A 16,949-nucleotide genomic window follows, 5' to 3' on the forward strand; every position below is an offset into this window, starting at 1 on the left:
AGGCATGGCACAGCGCATCATCATCGCCGACGACCACCCGCTCTTCCGCACGGCGCTGGGCCACGCAGTGGGCCGGGTGTGGCCCGAGGCCGAAATCGTCGAGACCTCGTCGGCCAAGGGTGCGCGCGAGGCGGTGGAGACGGGGGCCGAAGCCCTGTTGCTCGACCTCCATATGGAAGATTCGAACGGGCTGTCGGCGCTGATGGACTTCCGCCAGGATTTCCCGGCACTGCCGGTCGTGATCGTTTCGGCGAGCGAGGAAACGCGGGTCTATGCCGCCGCCAGCCAGCTGGGCGCTGCCGCTTTCATTCCCAAGTCCGCCAGCCTCGAGACCATGCGCGAGGCGCTGGCCCGCGTGCGCGAGGGCGAGAACTGGTTTCCCGAAACCGGCAGCGGACCGGACAAAGATTTGGCGAAGATCGCCAGCCTCACTCCCGCGCAGCGCCGCATCCTCGGCCAGCTGAGCGAAGGCCTGCTGAACAAGCAGATCGCCTATGAACTCGATATCAGCGAAGCGACCGTGAAGGCGCATATCACTGCGATCTTCCGCAAGCTGGGCGTGGTCAACCGCACGCAGGCCGTGCTGCTGGCGGGCAAGCTCGATGTCGATCAGGCGGAGGCGGACCCCGCGGCCGGCTGATCGCCGCCGGTTCCCCGCGCCACGCAATCCGAAATCAGTGCGCGCAGGGCTGCGGGAGACGACGGCTTGAGCAGTCGCTGGGCACCCATGCGCGCTGCCGCCCGCTCGGTTTCCTCGCCCGCCTCCGCGGTCAGCAGGATGGCCGGTGGCCGCTTGCCCCAGGCTGCGCACAGCGCCTCGTAGACACCGTCGCCGCGCTCGTCCTCGTCGAGGCGGAAGTCCATTATGGCGACGTCGGGCGGCGTTCCGGCCACCTCCAACGCCTGCGACAGGCCATGCGCACAGGTCACGGCGAGGCCCCATTTGCCCAGCAACGCCGCCGTGGCGCTGAGCGCGGCGGGATCATTGTCGACCACCAGTATCCGCGCGCCCGCCAGCGAGGATGCCGCACGCCTCCGCTCCGCCTGCACCCGCGCGCCCCAGCGCAGCACCGGCAGGCGCACCGCGAACCGGCTGCCGCGCCCGACGACTGAGCGCGTCTGCACCTCCACTCCGAGCAGGGCGGTGATGCGCCTGACGATGGCAAGGCCGAGGCCGAGGCCTTCGCGGTCCTGCGTCCTGCCGCGCTGGAATTCGCCGAACATCCGCTCGATATCCTCGTCCGCGATACCTGCGCCGGTGTCGTAGACGCACAGGTCCACGTCGCCTCCCGCACGCCGCACGCCGAGCAGCACGCCGCCCTTGTCGGTATAGCGGATGGCATTGCTGAGGAGGTTGCGCACCACGCTGCCGAGCAGGGCGCGGTCGGTGTCGATCCACACGCTGGTGGGCACGCGTTTCAGCGCCAGCCCCTTGCTTTCCGCCTGCACCGAAAACTCGCGCATCATCTCGTCGAATATCTCGTCGAGCGCGACCGGTTCGGGGCGCGGTTCGATACCGCCGCCATCGAGCTTGGAGATATCGAGCAGCGTGCGGATCAGCCGGTCGGCCGAGGTAATCGACCCGTCGAGATCGCGCACCAGCCGTTCGAGCTGGTCGCGCCCGCGCACTTCCTCGCCCAGCGCGGAGGCAAACAGGCGCGCCGCATTGAGCGGCTGGATCAGATCGTGGCTGGCAGCGGCAAGGAACCGCGTCTTCGACCGGGTAGCCGCTTCGAGCGCGTTGTTCGCCTCGCTCAGCTGCTGCGTGCGTTCTGCGACCTTCTGTTCGAGCGCCTGTTCCGCCCGCCGGTCCGCGGTCACGTCGCTGTAGCTGGTGACGTAGCCGCCGCCCGGCGCGGGGTTGCCGACGATGCGCATGATCCGCCCGTCGTGCTGCTCGCGCTCCATGCGGTGGGTACGCCCGGCGCGCATGTGTTCGAGCCGGCGGGCGACCTGTTCCTCGATCTCGGCATGCGGCACGCCGCCCTGGCGCAGGTTGAAACGGATGAGATCGGCGATCGGCGTGCCCACGCTGGCAAGCTCGTCGGGCAGCGCGAACATTTCCTGGTAGCGGCTGTTCCACGCCACGAGGTTCATGTCGCTGTCCACCAGCGCCACGCCCTGGTCGATGTTCTCGATGGCCAGTTGCAGCAGGTCGCCGCTGAAGGTCAGGCGGCGGCTGGTCTCGTCGAACATGGCCACGACCTGTTCGAGCGGGACGGCATCGCCCTGCGCCCAGCTGGCGGTGAGCATCCGCGCGGACGATGTGCCGACCACGCCCGCGATCAGCCGTTCCGCCATGGCAAGCGCCTGCTCGTCGGCCGGATCGCTGTCGCGGTAGCCTGCGCCCAGCGCCTCTGCCGCGCGCCGCTGGCCGATGAACTGGGCCAGCAGGAGGCGGATGTCGGCAACGCGCTTGGCAGTGACGAACCCGGGCCGTGCGCCGGGCGGTGCGGTACCGACGAAAGCCGCCGCCTGCGCGGCATCGACCAGCGTCTCGCGCCCGAAGGCAGAGCCAGCCCAGTAGGCCGCGACATTGAAACCGAGGCTCAGCAGCACGCCCGACACCAGCGTATCGGGATGGATGGCGAAGACCGGTGGCTGGTTCGTCGCCGCGGGCAGGATCAGCAGCACCGCCCAGCAGGCGAACCCGGCCAGCAGGCCGCTGGTCATGCCGGTCTTGTTGCCGTGGCGCGTCATCATGCCGAGCACGAGGCCGGGCGCGAACTGCGCCATGGCGGCAAAGGCCAGCGTGCCGAGACCGGCCAGTTCTGCCGCCGCGCCGAAGCCGAGATAGAACAGATAGGCGAAGAACAGCAGGCCGCCGATGACGAGGCGGCGCACCATCAGCAGGCGCAGCGCGAGCCGGGTGCGATCGCCCCCGCCACGCAATTCGCGCCGGAACACCACTGGCAGTACGAGGTCGTTGGTGATCATCGTCGAAAGCGCCACGCTGGCGACCACGATCATGCCGGTCGATGCCGCGAACCCGCCGATAAAGACGAGCAGGGCCAGCAACTCGCTGCCCGAGGAAAGCGGCAGGGCCATCACGATCATGTCGCCCGGCGTCTTCGCCGGAAGCGCGGACAAGCCTGCCAGCACGATCGGCACGATGACCAGCGAGGTGACCGCCAGATAGGCCGGGAAGACCCAGCGCATCGCCGCGCTGGCGCGGTCGGTCTGGGCTTCGACGAAGGTCATGTGGAACTGGCGCGGCAGGCACAGCGCGGCACAGGCCGCAATCAGGGTGAGTACGGCAAAGCGCGCATCGAACTGCTGCGCGGAGAAGGGCGAGACCGCTGCTCCCGCACCGCCAGGCTGCCCCGCAAGCAGCACCATCGCGAATGCCGCCAGCGCCAGCAGCGCGAACAGCTTCACTGCCGATTCCACCGCGATGGTGAGGACCAGCCCGGCATTGTCGCCGGCGCGGTCGGCCCTGCGCGAACCGAACAGGATCGCGAACAGCGCCATGCTGCCTGCGACCAGCAGGACCAGCTCGTCGGGCGAGACGCTCGCCTCCAGCTCGGGATCGAGCGCCAGCAGCGACGTGCCGACCGATTGCAGCTGCAGCGCCATGTAGGGGAGCGAGCCGACTGTCGCGAAGATCGTCACCAGCGCGGCGACCAGTGCGCTCTTGCCGTAGCGTGCCGACAGGAAGTCGGCGATCGAGGTGGAATGCTGGGCCTTGGCCTGCGCGAGGATGCGCCGCACAAGCGGATAGCCGAGCGAGAAGACCAGCACCGGGCCGAGGTAAATCGGCAGGTAATGCCAGCCGGAACTTGCGGCCGAACCGACCCCGCCGAAGAAGGTCCAGCTGGTGCAATAGACCGCCAGGCTGAGGCCGTAGATCCAGTCGCGCCGGCGGGCGGACACCGTGCGGCCGGTCTCGGCCAGCCGGTCCTGCCGCGATGCCAGCCAGAACAGCAGTGCCAGGTATAGCGTCGCCGTAACGATCGCCGTGCCGAACAGCATGGACCTCTCCCTTCCCCCACATGCAGCCTATCGAAACTGCCGCATCATGCAAGAAAGGGCGGCGCCGCGCGGCACCGCCCTTCCTCTGCGACTGTCCCTGTGGGCGTCAGTGTGCGTGGGCATCGCCCGCGCCGCGGGGCACGCGGATCGAATCCACCAGCTTGCGGATTTCGACCGGCGGGCTGGCGGTCATCTTCGACACCGCGATGGCGACGACGAAGTTCAGCACCATTCCGACCACGCCGATCCCTTCGGGCGAGATGCCGAAGAGCCAGTTGTCCGCCACGTTCGCTGCCGGGTTCGCCAGCTTGAAGTAGAAGATGTAGCCGAAGGTGAAGGCCAGGCCCGTCACCATGCCCGCAATCGCCCCTTCCTTGTTCATGCGCTTCGAGAAGATGCCCATGAAGATGGCGGGGAACAGGCTGGCTGCGGCAAGGCCGAAGGCGAATGCCACCACCTGTGCCACCCAGCCCGGCGGGTAGATGCCGAGATAGCCTGCCACCACGATCGCTGCCGTTGCCGCAAGGCGCGCCGCCAGCAATTCGCCCTTCTCCGATATGTCGGGCTTGAAGGTCGACTTGAGCAAATCGTGGCTGACCGAGCTGGAGATCACCAGCAGCAGGCCGGCTGCGGTCGACAATGCCGCGGCAAGCCCGCCGGCGGCGACCAGCGCGATCACCCAGCCCGGCAGATTGCCGATTTCCGGGTTGGCGAGGACCATGATGTCGTTGTCGACATAGACCTCGTTCTGGCTGTCTGTAACCGGCGCATTGGTGACCACGCGTTCGCCCGAAGGACCGGTACCCTCGCCATAGGCGGGTGCGCCCTCGAAGGCTGCGCCGCTACGGTACTGCATCACGCCGTCGCCGTTCTTGTCCTGGAAGGCGATGAGATCGTTGCGCTCCCAGTTCTTGAACCAGCGCGGTGCTTCCGAATAGCTCGTCTCGTTCACCGTATCGATGAAGTTGAGGCGGGCAAAGGCGCCCACGGCCGGTGCGGTCGTGTAGAGCAGGGCAATGAAGATCAGCGCCCAGCCGGCCGACTTGCGGGCATCGGATGCCTTGGGAACGGTGAAGAAGCGCACGATCACGTGCGGCAGGCCCGCGGTCCCGACCATCAGGGCCAGCGTGATGCAGAACACGTCGATCATGCTCTTGGACCCGTCGGTATATTCCCCGAACCCCAGGTCGGTGAGCACCAGGTTGAGTTTCTGCAGCACGTACAGCCCCGACCCGTCGTTGACCTGACTGCCCAGGCCGAACTGCGGGATCGGGTTGCCCGTGATCATGAAGCTCAGGAAGAAGGCCGGCACCATGTAGGCGAAGATCAGCACGCAATATTGCGCGACCTGCGTGTAGGTGATGCCCTTCATCCCGCCGAGCACGGCGTAGACGAAGACGATGCCCATGCCGATGATCACGCCCATGGTGATGTCGACGTCGAGGAAGCGCGAGAACACGATCCCCACGCCGCGCATCTGACCGGCGATATAGGTGAAGCTGATGAAGATCAGGCAGATCACCGCGACTACGCGCGCGGTCTTGGAATAGTACCGCGTGCCGATGAAATCGGGCACGGTGAACTGGCCGAACTTGCGCAGGTAAGGCGCCAGCAGGAGCGCCAGCATGACGTAGCCGCCGGTCCAGCCCATCAGGTAGACCGAGCCGTCATAACCGAGGAAGGCGATCAGGCCCGCCATCGAGATGAAGCTGGCCGCGCTCATCCAGTCGGCAGCCGTGGCCATGCCGTTGACGACCGGGTTCACCCCGCCGCCGGCGACGTAGAATTCCTTCGTCGAACCTGCCCTGCTCCACAGGGCGATGCCGATGTAGAGTGCGAAGCTGGCGCCGACGAAGAGGTAGATCAGAGTTTGCGTGTCCATCGTCCCCTCCCTCAGTCGTCGAGATCGTACTTGCGCTCGAGCTTCCGCATCTTGACGACGTAGTAGAAGATCAGCGCGATGAAGATGTAGATCGAGCCCTGCTGGGCGAACCAGAAGCCGAGCGGGTATCCGCCGATCATGAACTGGTCGAGGAACTCGCGGAACAGGATGCCCGCCCCGAAGGAACAGGCGAACCAGATCGCCATGAGTGTGATCAGCAGGCGGACATTGTCACGCCAGTAGGCGCCCTCTGCCTCGCTGGTCTGGTGGGTATCGGTATCGTCTGACATGGCCTCCCCCTCGTATTCTTTTGGCGTCGTCTTGTGGTGTCTGCCACCCGCAGAAACGGGAGCATCACGGGAAGGCTATGGGAGCGTGGCCCCCGCGGCGAGAGCGACATAAGTCTAATAGGGCCTCAGCCCCGCAGGACCGAGCCCAGCCGCACGTCGGCAGGCAGCCTGCGCGCCTGGGCCAGCAGCAGTTCCGCCGCCGCCAGCGCGTCCGACAGCGCATCGTGCTGGTCGTAGGCGGGAAGGTTGTAGCGCGCCCGTACGGCGGCGAGGCGATAGGCATCGCTGCCCACCAGATTGGGGTGAAGCCTGCGCTCCAGTTCCAGCGTGCAGATGGCGCGCACCGGCAGCGCCTCGCCGAAACAGGCGCGCGTCGTGCGCTCGATGACCTCTACCTCGATCGCGGCGCCGTGAGCGACGAGCACGCGGCCCGATAGCGCCGAAACGAGCGGTCCGAGGACCTGCCGCAGCGGCTGGCCTTCGCGTGCGCGTTCCTCGCCGATGCCGTGCACGGTGACTGCGCCGTCATCGAGACGCCGCGCGCTGCGGATGTCGAGCGACATCGCCCCGTCCAGCGCGATGCCGCCGGTATCGAAGGCAAGCCATCCCGCCTGGAGGACGTGCGCATCGCGCGCGAGTCCGTCGAGCTCGAAATCGAGCGCCAGCAGCGCCGCTTCGCGCAGCGGCAGGTCGGGGGCGGGCCATCGGGCACCGGCATAGGCGCAGAGCAGCTCCTGCCCGCTCTTCCCGAGCGCTGCGAGACGGCGCCGGAAGCGCCAGTCGGCTATGCGCTCACGCAATCCCGCCTGCCAGGTTGCGTTTCAGCGAATCCAGCCCGCCGCTGATGACCGAGAACGCATCCTTCAGGTAATCCCGCTCGAGCGGGGACAGGGCCGCAGGGGCAATCGCGTTGTCGGGCGCGGTGCCCGCGCGGACTTGCGCGGCCTGGTGTGCGATGCGCAACTCGCTCACCAGCAGGAAGGCGTCCTTCAGGCTTTCGGCATCGCCGCGCGCCATGCGTCCGGCGGCAGCCAGCACCTCCAGCCGCTCGATCGTGCCGACCGCGGCCAGCCCCTCCGCCAGCGCGAAAGTGCGGGCGATGTCGATCACCGGCAGGATGGCCTGCGCCTTGGCATCGAAGACCTTCTGCCCGTCCTCCGACTTTTCCAGCACGAGGTTGCGGAAGAAGCCCAGCGGCACCTTGCTGCGCTGCGCATCGCGGGCAAGGAAGCTGAGGAACAGGCCCGAACCGCGTGCCTTGTCGACCACGTCTTCGTGCAGGGCCTGTGCCATCACCGCATCGCCGTGGACTGCGCGCATGTCGAAATAGATCGTTGCGCGAAGGATGCGGTCCTCGTCCGGATTGGCGATCCAGCGGCCGTAACGCTCGCTCCATTCGCTGCGCGTCAGGCGCTGTTCGGCATTCTTCGCCATGATGCCGCCCTTGCAATAGACGAAGCCGCATTCGTCGAGCAGGTCGGATATGCGCGCACCCAGCGCTGCGAAATATTCGCGCCCGCTTTCGTCCACGCGGTCGTCCATGACGATGCCGTTGTCCTGGTCCGAACCGACCAGCTGCTCCCCCCGCGCAAGCGAGCCGAAGACCAGCAGCGCATAGGGAACCGGCGGCGGCCCCAGTTCCGCTTCGGCCAGCTCGGCCGCACGCCGGTGGACCGCCTCGCCCAGCGCCGAGGTGAACCGCATCGTGTGTTCGGCATGGAAGCCGCCCGCATCCATTCGCGCAAAGCCTTCGGGTATCTGGCGCGCCGCTGCGACCAGCGCCTGCGGACCGGCGGCCTTCGCTACCAGCATGCCGGTATCGATGGCGCTGTCGCCGAGATAGGCGAGGATGTCCGTCGCACTGAGGATAGCGACCAGTTCCCCTGCAGAACCCAGCACGGGGATGTGGCGAAAGCCGCCAGCCGCCATCAGCGCCATCGCCTCTGCCGCAGTGGCGTGGCGCGGCAGGGTGCGCGGCGCAGCGGTCATGACCTCGCGGATCGGCCTGTCGAAATCGGTCCGCGCGGCGACCACGCGCTTGCGCAAATCCTTGTCGGTAAAGATGCCCACCAGCCGCCCGCCCTCGCAGATCGCCAGCGTGCTCACGTCGCGCTCGCTCATCAGCGTGGCGGCATCGGCAATGCTGAGGCCGGGCTCGCAGGACACTGGCTGCTTGTGCACCAGCAGCTGATCGATGGTCGCGTGCTGGAGCGTGCTCGGTCGTTTCAGGCGCAAGTCGCGCACGGCGCTGCGGATGCGTTCGGTCTCGCTCTCGTTGAAATAGTCGCGCACGGCATCGCATTCGCTGCGCAGCCGGTGGAATTCCTCGCCCGGCAGGCAATAGACCAGCGTGTCTTCCAGCGCCGTAGTCGTGTTGCGCACCTCGCCGCCGCGCAGGAGCGACGGGAAGGCGAAGCTGCCGCCCTTCCCCAGCCGCATGGTCAGTTCCTCGCCCGCGAGGCGCAATTCGACCGAGCCGGAGCGAACGATAAACAGCTGGTCGTTGTGCGAACCCGCCTCGAGGATCGTGTCCCCGGCCCGGAAATAGCGCACCGTCACCCGCCGCGCGATCGCGGCGATGCAGTCCGCGTCCAGCCTGTCGAAGGGCGACACATCGCCCAGGAAGGACCGGATCTCGCTCAGCTCGCTGGCCATGCGCGAAGCCTAGCACCTTTGGTGCCGCTTCGTCGCATCGACTTTAGTCCAAGTGCAAAGGGGCGCGAAGACCCCGGCCGTTCAGCCGTGCTTGGCGATGAAATCCTCGACCACCGGGGCGATCTTCGTGCGCCACCTGCTGCCGTTGAAGATGCCATAGTGCCCGGCGCCTTCGGCCATGTAGTAGCGCTTCTTCGAAGCCTTGAGATTGGGCGTCAGGTCGAGCGCGGCCTTGGTCTGGCCGAGGCCGGAAATGTCGTCGCGCTCACCCTCGATCGCCAGCAGCGCGGTCTGCGTGATGTCGCCGAGGTCGATCAGCTTGCCGCGGTGCATGAAAGTGCCGTTCGGGATCGCGTGATCCTGGAACACCTCTTTGACCGTCTGGAGATAGAATTCCGCCGTCATGTCGCAGACGCTGCGGTATTCGTCGTAGAAATCCTTGGTCGCCTGCGCGCTCGCCTCGTCGCCTACGGTGAGGTGTTTGAACATCTCGTAGTGGCTCATCATGTGATTGCCGAGGTTCATGCTCATGAAGCCGGCCAGCTGCATGAAACCGGGGTACACGTCGCGCCCGGCGCCGCGATACTGCATCGGCACGGTGGCGATGACATTGTGGCGGAACCACTCGATCGGGCGTTCCATGGCAAGGTCGTTGACGCTGGTCGGCGAACAGCGCGTGTCGATCGGGCCGCCCATCATGGTCAGCGTCTTCGGCGTGCAAGGGTGCTTGTCGCGGTTCATGATCGCCGTCGCGGCGAAGACGGGGACCGAGGGCTGGCACACGGCCATCGCGTGCGCTCCCGGACCGATATGGTCGAGGAACTCGATGACGTAGTCCATGTAATCGTCGAGGTCGAACTGCCCCTCGTGCAGCGGCACGTTGCGCGCATCGGCCCAGTCGGTGACGTAGACGACGTAGTTTTCGAGCATCCGCTCGACCGTTCCGCGCAGCAGCGTGGCGTAGTGCCCGCTCATCGGCGCGACGATGAGGAGTCGCGGGGCGTCGTCGGGCAGGTTCTCGCGGTGGAAGCGCTTCAGATCGCCGAACGGCCTGTTGAGCACGGTTGCCTCGACCACCGGCCAGTGCTTGCCGCCCGCTTCCACGCTTTCGATGCCCCAGGCCGGCTTGCCGTAGGTGGCAGTGGCGTGGGCGAAGACTTCCAGCGCGCTCGCGGCGACGGGCCCCATCCCCATGTAGCCGAAGGGCATGGCGGGATTGGACAGCATCTCGGCCCCGATCGAGGCCCAAGCGCTGGCGCTCGACAGCCAGCTGCGCTGCAATTCATAGGCGTGATAAAGCATCGGCGTCCCCTGCTGCCCGCGCTGTTGTGTTCTCGCTGCGGGCACTCCTTGAAAAAAGGGCAGTCTGCCGAGCGATCGGTCGTTGTGCAATGCACAAAACGTGCAAAAGTGCCCGAATTGCGCCTCACCTGTGGATTTTGCGCCGCAGCAAGCCTAGTTGACCGGCATGGACGAGACGGGTTCGAACGAAAAGAAGCGCCGCAAGCTGTTCCGCCGCGACAAGGACGCGGAACCGCGCAGCCTCAGGCCGCTGCGCATGGTGTTCGAGGAAGCACGCAAATATCCCGGCCACGTGGCGATGGCGCTGGTGGCGCTGATCGTGACGGCGGCCGCCACGCTGGCCATTCCGGCAGGCTTCAAGCTGGTGGTCGACCGCGGCTTTGCCGGTGACGGCAGCGATATCGGTCGCTGGTTCCAGTACCTGCTGCTGATCGTCGGCGTGCTCGCCATGGGCACGGCAGCACGGTTCTATTTTGTCAGCTGGCTGGGCGAACGCGTGGTCGCCGACGTGCGCATGCGGGTGCAAGCCAATCTCCTGCGCCTCGCGCCTGGCTTCTACGAAGAGAACAGCCCCAAGGAAATTTCCAGCCGCATGACCAGCGATACCGCGCTGATCGAACAGGTCGTGGGCACCACCATTTCCGTCGCGCTGCGCAATTTCCTCGTCGCGGTGGGCGGCACAATCTACCTCTTCACGCTGGTCCCCAGCCTGACGCTGGGCCTGTTCCTGATCATCCCGGCGATCACCATCCCCATCACCGTCTTCGGACGCCGCCTCCGCACGGTCAGCCGCACCAGCCAGGACCGCGTGGCCGACATCGGCGCGATGGTGACCGAAGTGCTGTCGGCGATGAAAATCGTCCAGGGCTTCAACCAGGAAGCGCGCGAGCATGAACGTTTCGGCGCCGCGGTCGAACGGACATTCTCGGTCGCCAAGCGCCGCATCCTCATCCGCGCCGTGCTGACGGCCTGCATCATCCTGTTCATTTTCGGCGGCATCACCATGCTGGTGTGGCGCGGGGCGGAAGCCGCCAACGCCGGCACGATCAGCTACGGCACCATCTTCGCCTTCGTGCTTACGGCCGGCCTTGTCGCCGGGGCCTTCGGTGCCCTGACGGAAGTCTACGGCGATCTCCTGCGCGCCTCGGGCGCGGCCAGCCGCCTGACCGAGCTGCTGGAGGAAAAGCCGACCATCGCCCCGCCCGCGCGCCCCGAAGCCCTGCCCGAGCCGCCGCGCGGCAGCCTGTCGTTCCGCAACGTGACCTTCCGCTATCCGACGCGGCTGGAAACCCCGGCGCTCGCCGATTTCAGCCTCGAGATCGAGCCGGGCGAGACGGTCGCCATCGTCGGCCCTTCGGGCGGCGGCAAGTCGACCATCTTCCAGCTGGCAGAACGGTTCTACGATCCGCAGGCCGGCAGCGTGCGCATCGACGGCATTCCGCTGACCAGTGCCGACCCGGCCGAAATCCGCCGCCGCATCGCTTTCGTGCCGCAGGAGGGCGTGCTGTTTTCCGCCAGTGCGCGCGACAATCTGCGCTACGGCAATTGGGATGCATCGGAAGAGGACATCTGGACCGCCGCGCGCGCCGCTAATGCCGCCGAATTCCTCGAAAAGCTCCCCCAAGGCCTCGACACCTATCTCGGCGAGAACGGTACGCAGCTGTCGGGGGGCCAGCGCCAGCGTGTCGCGATTGCCCGTGCGCTGCTGCGCGATGCCCCGATCCTGCTGCTGGACGAGGCTACGAGCGCGCTCGATGCCGAGAGCGAGCGGCTGGTGCAGGACGCGCTCGAACGGTTGATGGAAGACCGCACCACGCTGGTCATCGCCCACCGCCTCGCCACCGTGCGCGCCGCCGACCGGATCGTGGTGATGGAAGAAGGGCGCATCGTCGAGCAGGGCACACACGACCAGCTGGCATCCGCAGGCGGCCTCTACGCCCGCCTCGCATCGCTGCAGTTCACGCTCGAAAGCGCCTGACGAACCGCCCTTTCAGGGGCGAAAATCGACCAATCCCCTTGCGGGAACGACGAAAGGCGACCGCGCCGCGCGCCTGCTGCTAGCAAGGCTGCACACGGCCCTACGCGCGCGGGGGAGCACGCGAGGCCGGGAGGAAAGGACAATACACATGACCAGGACTATTCTCGCTGCCGGCGCATCCGCGCTTGCGCTGATGATGGCGGTGCCTGCCGCCGCCGAGGAGGCAGAAGCCCCGACCATGGATTTCGGCACCTGGGGTGTCGGCACCGACCTGATCGACAAGACCGTCGATCCGGGCGACGACTTCAACGCCTACGTCAACGGAAAGTGGGTCGCGGAAAACGAGATTCCCGCCGACCGCCAGCGTTATGGCGCCTTCGACATGCTGCGCGAAGGTTCGGTCCGCGACGTGCAGAAGCTGGTCAACGACCTCGTTGCCTCTAACCCGGCTCCGGGTACGCAGGCCCGCCGCATCGTCGATGCCTACAATTCCTTCATGAACGTGGAGGCGATCGATGCCAGCGGCATCGCGCCCGCCCAGCCCTATCTCGACGAGATTGCCGGCGCGCCCGACCTGGAGGCGCTGGTGCGCCTGTTCGGCCAGCCCGAATATCCTTCGCTGGTGAGCGCGGGCGTGACCATCGATGCCCGCAACCCCACGCAGTATGCGGTGGGGCTGAACTTCAACGGCACGGGCCTGCCCGACCGCGACTATTACCTCGTGGATTCGGAAAGCAACCTGAAGATCCGCGCCGCCTACAAGGAACTGCTGGCCACCCTGCTGGGCAAGGCCGGATACGCCGATCCGGCTGCTGCAGCGGAAGCGGTCTATGCCTTCGAGCACAAGGTCGCCGAACTCGAATGGGCCCGCCAGGTCCTGCGCATGCCGACGCTCACCTATAACGAGCTGACCCCGGCCGACGTCTCGGCAATGGCGGGCGACTTCCCGATCGATGCGCTGCTCGAATCCGCACAGCTCGGCGGGCAGGAGCGCTACCTTGTGCGCCAGATCCCGCCGACCGCGGAGGAAATCGAGCAGCTCGGCCTGACGCCTGAACAGCTCGCCATGATCGGCGGCGGACTGCCGGCGATGATGAAGCTGCTGCAGGAAACCCCGCTCGCCACGCTCAAGGCCTATATGGCCAAGAGCTTCCTGTCCTCGAGCGCCTCGGTCCTCTCGACCGAACTCGACGATGCGGTGTTCGATTTCTACGGCCGCACCATCAACGGCCAGGAAAAGCAGCAGGACCGCTGGAAGCGCGCGATCAGCGCGGTCGAAGGTGCTCTGGGCGAACAGCTGGGCAAGCTCTACGTCGAACGCCACTTCCCGCCGGAGAGCAAGGCCGCGATGGACGAGCTCGTCGCAAACCTTTCGCGTTCGATGGGCATGGCGCTCGACAAGAACGACTGGATGACGCCCGACACGATCACCCAGGCGCGCGAAAAGCTGAACGGCTTCGTCCCGATGATCGGCTATCCCGACGAGTTCGAGACCTATGACGGCCTCGAGATCGATCCGGCAGACCCGCTGGGCAACCGCCTCAACACGATCCGCTGGAACGTGGAAGATTCGCGCGCGCGCCTCGGCACCGAGGTCGACCCGAGCGAATGGGGCATGACCCCTCAGACGGTGAATGCCTATTATTCGCCGCTGACCAACCGCATCGTCTTCCCGGCCGCGATCCTGCAGCCGCCCTTCTTCAATGCCAGCGCCGACCCGGCCGTGAACTACGGCGGCATCGGGGCGGTCATCGGTCACGAGATCGGCCACGGCTATGACGACCAGGGCTCGCAGTACGATGCCAAGGGTACGCTCAGGAACTGGTGGCAGGACAACGACCGCAAGGGCTTCGAGCAGTACACCGCCCGCATGGCGGAATTCATCGAGGCCTATTGCCCGGTCGACAGCCCCGAAGGCCCGGTCTGCCTGCGCGGCCGCCAGTCGATGGGCGAAACGCTTGGCGACGTGGTCGGCCTGCAGATGGCCTACCGCGCCTACAAGCTGTCGCTGAACGGACAGGAAGCGCCGGTGATCGACGGGCTGACCGGCGACCAGCGCTTCTTCCTCGGCTTCGCGCAGATCTGGCGCGGCATGGAGCGCGAGGAATCGCTGCGCAACCGCGTGATGACCGCCAACCACCCGCCGGGCGAATTCCGCCTCAACAACGCCGTTCGCCACATTGATGCATGGTACGATGCGTTCGACGTGGGTCCGGACGATGCGCTCTACCTGCCTCCGGAGCAGCGCATTTCCATCTGGTAAGCGCATTCCGGCGCAGAAATGCCTTGGGGCGGAGCAGGTCGCTTGACTTGCTCCGCCCTTTGTTCATGGGGCTCAAGCCATGACCTTCTTCCAAGAACTGCTGATCGCGCTGGTGCAGGGGATCACCGAATTCCTCCCGATCTCTTCGTCGGGGCACCTGATCCTCATTCCCAAGCTGACCGATTTCCCCGACCAGGGGCCGCTGATCGATGTCGCGGTCCATGTCGGTTCGCTGCTGGCGATCATCCTCTACTTCCGCAAGGACGTGATGGGCCTCGCGCGGGGCGGTTTCGCCAGCGTGGGCATCGGCAAGGACGATCCGCAGCGCCGCCTGTTCTGGTTCGTCGCCATTGGCACGATCCCGGCGGTCGCGCTGGGCCTGTTCCTGAAGATGGGCGACTATCTCGAAGGCTTCCGCTCGACTCAGCTCGTGGCGACCAATCTGATCGTCTTCGGTATCCTGCTCGGCATCGCCGACCGCTTCGGGCGCGAAACCAAGGCGTATGAGGACATGAGCCTGCGCGACGCGATCCTCGTGGGTATTGCCCAGGCGATGGCGCTGATCCCGGGCACCAGCCGTTCCGGAGCGACCATGACCGCGGCCCGCGCGCTCGGATATTCGCGCGTCGAATCCGCCCGTTTTTCCTTCCTGCTGGCCATTCCGGCCGTCGCCGGAGCGGGCCTCCTGGCAGCGCTCGACCTTGTCGAGGCGACAGCGCAGATGCAGCAGGATGCGCTGGTAGCCGGTGCGCTCACTTTCTTCACCGCACTCGCGACGATGATTTTCCTCATGAATTTCCTGAAGAAAGCATCGATGATGGTCTTCGTCCTCTACCGCGTGGCGCTGGGCGCGGCCTTGCTGCTCTTCCTCTAGGCCGGATCCCCTTTTAGCCTTCTTTTCGTCACAATCGCGGAACCATTCGTGGCAATGCGGTTTTACTGGTCACGAAGTAACCGCAAGGACTGACCGATGGGTCTGATCATTCTGGTCGTAACCGGTGCCCTTCTGGGCTGGCTGGGAACGATCGCACTGAAAATCGAAGATGGCCGTGCCATTCTCCGCAACGTGCTCGCTGGCATTGCCGGTTCGCTCGTAGTGGGGATCGCGACCTCTGGCGGCGTATTCCTCGGAGCGATCCGTGGAAGCACCCTGCTGTGGGCCGTGCTGGGCGCCATCGTCGCGATCGGGCTCTACAACTTCGTCCGTCAGCGGGCTGTCCGCTGACAGGCGGTTCCACCAAAACCTGATTACCAGTGGGAGCCGTCATCCCGGCTGCTCCCGAATTTAAAAGGGGAAGACTGAAATGAAGTTCAACAAAGCTGCCATCGTCGCTTCGGCCGCCGCTCTGAGCCTCGGCCTCGCCGCTTGCGACAGCCCGACTGAAGAAGCTGCTGAAGAGCAGGCTGAAGCCATCGAAGACCAGGCCGATGCCATGGAAGACGCCGGCGCGATCACCGACGAACAGGCCGACGCCATGGAAGCTGAAGCCGACGACATCGAAGATGCTGCCGAAGGCGACACCGATGCGCTGACCGAAGGCGCGGAAGAAGCCGTCAACTAAGACGCTTTTCCAATCGGATAAAACGAAGCGGCCCCGGAGCAATCCGGGGCCGTTTTGCTATACGGGCTTCGCGCCGCTGCCGCGCCCGCCGCGCAGCGTGTATTCGAGCGTGCCTTCGTTCACCACGTAATCGACGTCAATCACCGCCGTGTTGGCATAGGTGAAACCGGGGCCGAGATGGCGGTAGAGCTTGTCGAAATCGCGCTCCACCGTCTGGCGGTAGAGATCCTCGAAACTCTCGATCACGAAATAGGTCGGCTGGAGGTCGCTGATCACGTAATCGGTGCGCATTACGCGGTCGACGTTGAGCATGATGCGGTTGGGGCTCTTCGCCTCGGTCGCGTAGACGACTTCGGTCGGGCCGGAGAGAATGCCCGCGCCATAGGCTTTTATGCCGTCCCTCTCCTGGATCAGCCCGAATTCGACCGTGTACCAATAAAGCGAGCCCAGCGCCTTCAGCCGGTTGTAGCGCATCGCCTTCCACCCGGCGCGGCCGTATTCCTGCATGTAGCCGGCATAGACCGGGTCGGTCAGCATCGGCACGTGGCCGAACACGTCGTGGAATACGTCCGGCTCCTGTATATAGTCGAAGGTCTCGCGCGTGCGGATGAAATTGCCGGCCGGGAAGCGGCGGTTGGCAAGGTGCCAGAAGAACACGTGATCGGGGATCAGCATGGGTACGGGCACGACCGTCCAGCCGGTCAGCGCATTCAGATCCTCCGACAGCTTGCCGAATTCGGGCACGCCGCCGCGGTTGAGGTTGAGCTTCTGCAGGCCCGCCATGAACGCGCTCGCCGCGCGGCCCGGCAGGACGTCCATCTGGCGCGCGAACAGGTCGTTCCAGATCGCATCGTCTTCGGAAGAATACTGCGTCTGCGCCGGTTCCAGCCAGTCGTCGCCCACGTGGGCGGGCTTTTTCAGCGGTGCGGTAAAGACATCTGCCGGAAGGTCGGGCAAACGGCTGAAGTCATGTTCGGGTTCTGCTAGAGTCGCCATAGTTGCCATTGATACTACCTTTGGCGGCCCGACACAAACCGCAGGCGGG

13 protein-coding genes are annotated in these 16,949 nt (G+C 65.9%); 6 read left to right on the forward strand and 7 right to left on the reverse strand.

Features of this window, described 5'->3' with window-relative positions; genetic code table 11:
* Nucleotides 1–4: 4 nt before the first annotated feature.
* Nucleotides 5–640, forward strand: a complete 636-nt coding sequence (locus GRI42_RS09915; RefSeq protein ID WP_160608341.1) for a response regulator transcription factor — start codon at nt 5–7, stop codon at nt 638–640.
* Here the strand turns inward: GRI42_RS09915 and GRI42_RS09920 are convergent.
* The 6 genes from GRI42_RS09920 to GRI42_RS09945 form a co-directional block, all read right to left on the reverse strand.
* Entirely contained in the window at nt 610–3,972 is a 3,363-nt protein-coding gene (locus tag GRI42_RS09920; protein ID WP_160608342.1) for a hybrid sensor histidine kinase/response regulator, read from the reverse strand. The two genes, GRI42_RS09915 and GRI42_RS09920, sit on opposite strands and share 31 nt — an antisense overlap.
* A gap of 106 nt (nt 3,973–4,078) precedes the next feature.
* Nucleotides 4,079–5,854 carry a sodium:solute symporter family protein gene (locus tag GRI42_RS09925; RefSeq protein WP_160608343.1) on the reverse strand — a complete coding sequence of 592 codons (1,776 nt, stop codon included), beginning with the start codon at nt 5,852–5,854 and terminating at the stop codon, nt 4,079–4,081.
* Nucleotides 5,855–5,865: 11 nt separating this feature from the next.
* Nucleotides 5,866–6,144, reverse strand: coding sequence for a DUF4212 domain-containing protein (locus tag GRI42_RS09930; protein ID WP_160608344.1), 279 nt, complete (start codon nt 6,142–6,144; stop codon nt 5,866–5,868).
* 125 nt (nt 6,145–6,269) lie between these two features.
* On the reverse strand, nt 6,270–6,944 hold the full coding sequence (locus GRI42_RS09935; protein ID WP_160608345.1) for an exonuclease domain-containing protein: 675 nt from the start codon (nt 6,942–6,944) through the stop codon (nt 6,270–6,272).
* On the reverse strand, nt 6,937–8,799 hold the full coding sequence (locus tag GRI42_RS09940) for a DUF294 nucleotidyltransferase-like domain-containing protein (protein ID WP_160608346.1): 1,863 nt from the start codon (nt 8,797–8,799) through the stop codon (nt 6,937–6,939). Before GRI42_RS09940 ends, GRI42_RS09935 begins: the two co-directional genes overlap by 8 nt.
* Before the next feature lie 81 nt (nt 8,800–8,880).
* Nucleotides 8,881–10,101, reverse strand: a complete 1,221-nt coding sequence (locus GRI42_RS09945) for a polyhydroxyalkanoate depolymerase (protein ID WP_160608347.1) — start codon at nt 10,099–10,101, stop codon at nt 8,881–8,883.
* Between the two features lie 166 nt (nt 10,102–10,267).
* Here GRI42_RS09945 and GRI42_RS09950 point away from each other — a divergent pair, with 166 nt between their 5' ends.
* The 5 genes from GRI42_RS09950 (at nt 10,268) to GRI42_RS09970 (ending at nt 15,904) form a co-directional block, all read left to right on the forward strand.
* A complete protein-coding gene (locus tag GRI42_RS09950; protein WP_160608348.1) occupies nt 10,268–12,079 on the forward strand; it encodes an ABC transporter transmembrane domain-containing protein in 1,812 nt (603 codons plus the stop codon).
* A 148-nt stretch (nt 12,080–12,227) separates the two neighbouring features.
* Nucleotides 12,228–14,342 carry a M13 family metallopeptidase gene (locus GRI42_RS09955; RefSeq protein ID WP_160608349.1) on the forward strand — a complete coding sequence of 705 codons (2,115 nt, stop codon included), beginning with the start codon at nt 12,228–12,230 and terminating at the stop codon, nt 14,340–14,342.
* A gap of 79 nt (nt 14,343–14,421) precedes the next feature.
* On the forward strand, nt 14,422–15,216 hold the full coding sequence (locus GRI42_RS09960) for an undecaprenyl-diphosphate phosphatase (protein WP_160608350.1): 795 nt from the start codon (nt 14,422–14,424) through the stop codon (nt 15,214–15,216).
* Between the two features lie 96 nt (nt 15,217–15,312).
* Nucleotides 15,313–15,567: a hypothetical protein gene (locus tag GRI42_RS09965; RefSeq protein ID WP_160608351.1), complete on the forward strand. Its 255-nt coding sequence runs from the start codon at nt 15,313–15,315 to the stop codon at nt 15,565–15,567.
* 79 nt (nt 15,568–15,646) lie between these two features.
* Entirely contained in the window at nt 15,647–15,904 is a 258-nt protein-coding gene (locus tag GRI42_RS09970; RefSeq protein ID WP_160608352.1) for a hypothetical protein, read from the forward strand.
* A gap of 57 nt (nt 15,905–15,961) precedes the next feature.
* Here GRI42_RS09970 and phhA read toward each other — a convergent pair whose 3' ends face one another.
* Nucleotides 15,962–16,900: a phenylalanine 4-monooxygenase gene (phhA, locus tag GRI42_RS09975; RefSeq protein ID WP_160608353.1), complete on the reverse strand. Its 939-nt coding sequence runs from the start codon at nt 16,898–16,900 to the stop codon at nt 15,962–15,964.
* Nucleotides 16,901–16,949 lie beyond the last annotated feature (49 nt).

Origin of the sequence: Qipengyuania gaetbuli (assembly GCF_009827315.1) — a bacterium.
In the GTDB taxonomy this organism is placed as follows: Bacteria; Pseudomonadota; Alphaproteobacteria; order Sphingomonadales; family Sphingomonadaceae; genus Qipengyuania; species Qipengyuania gaetbuli.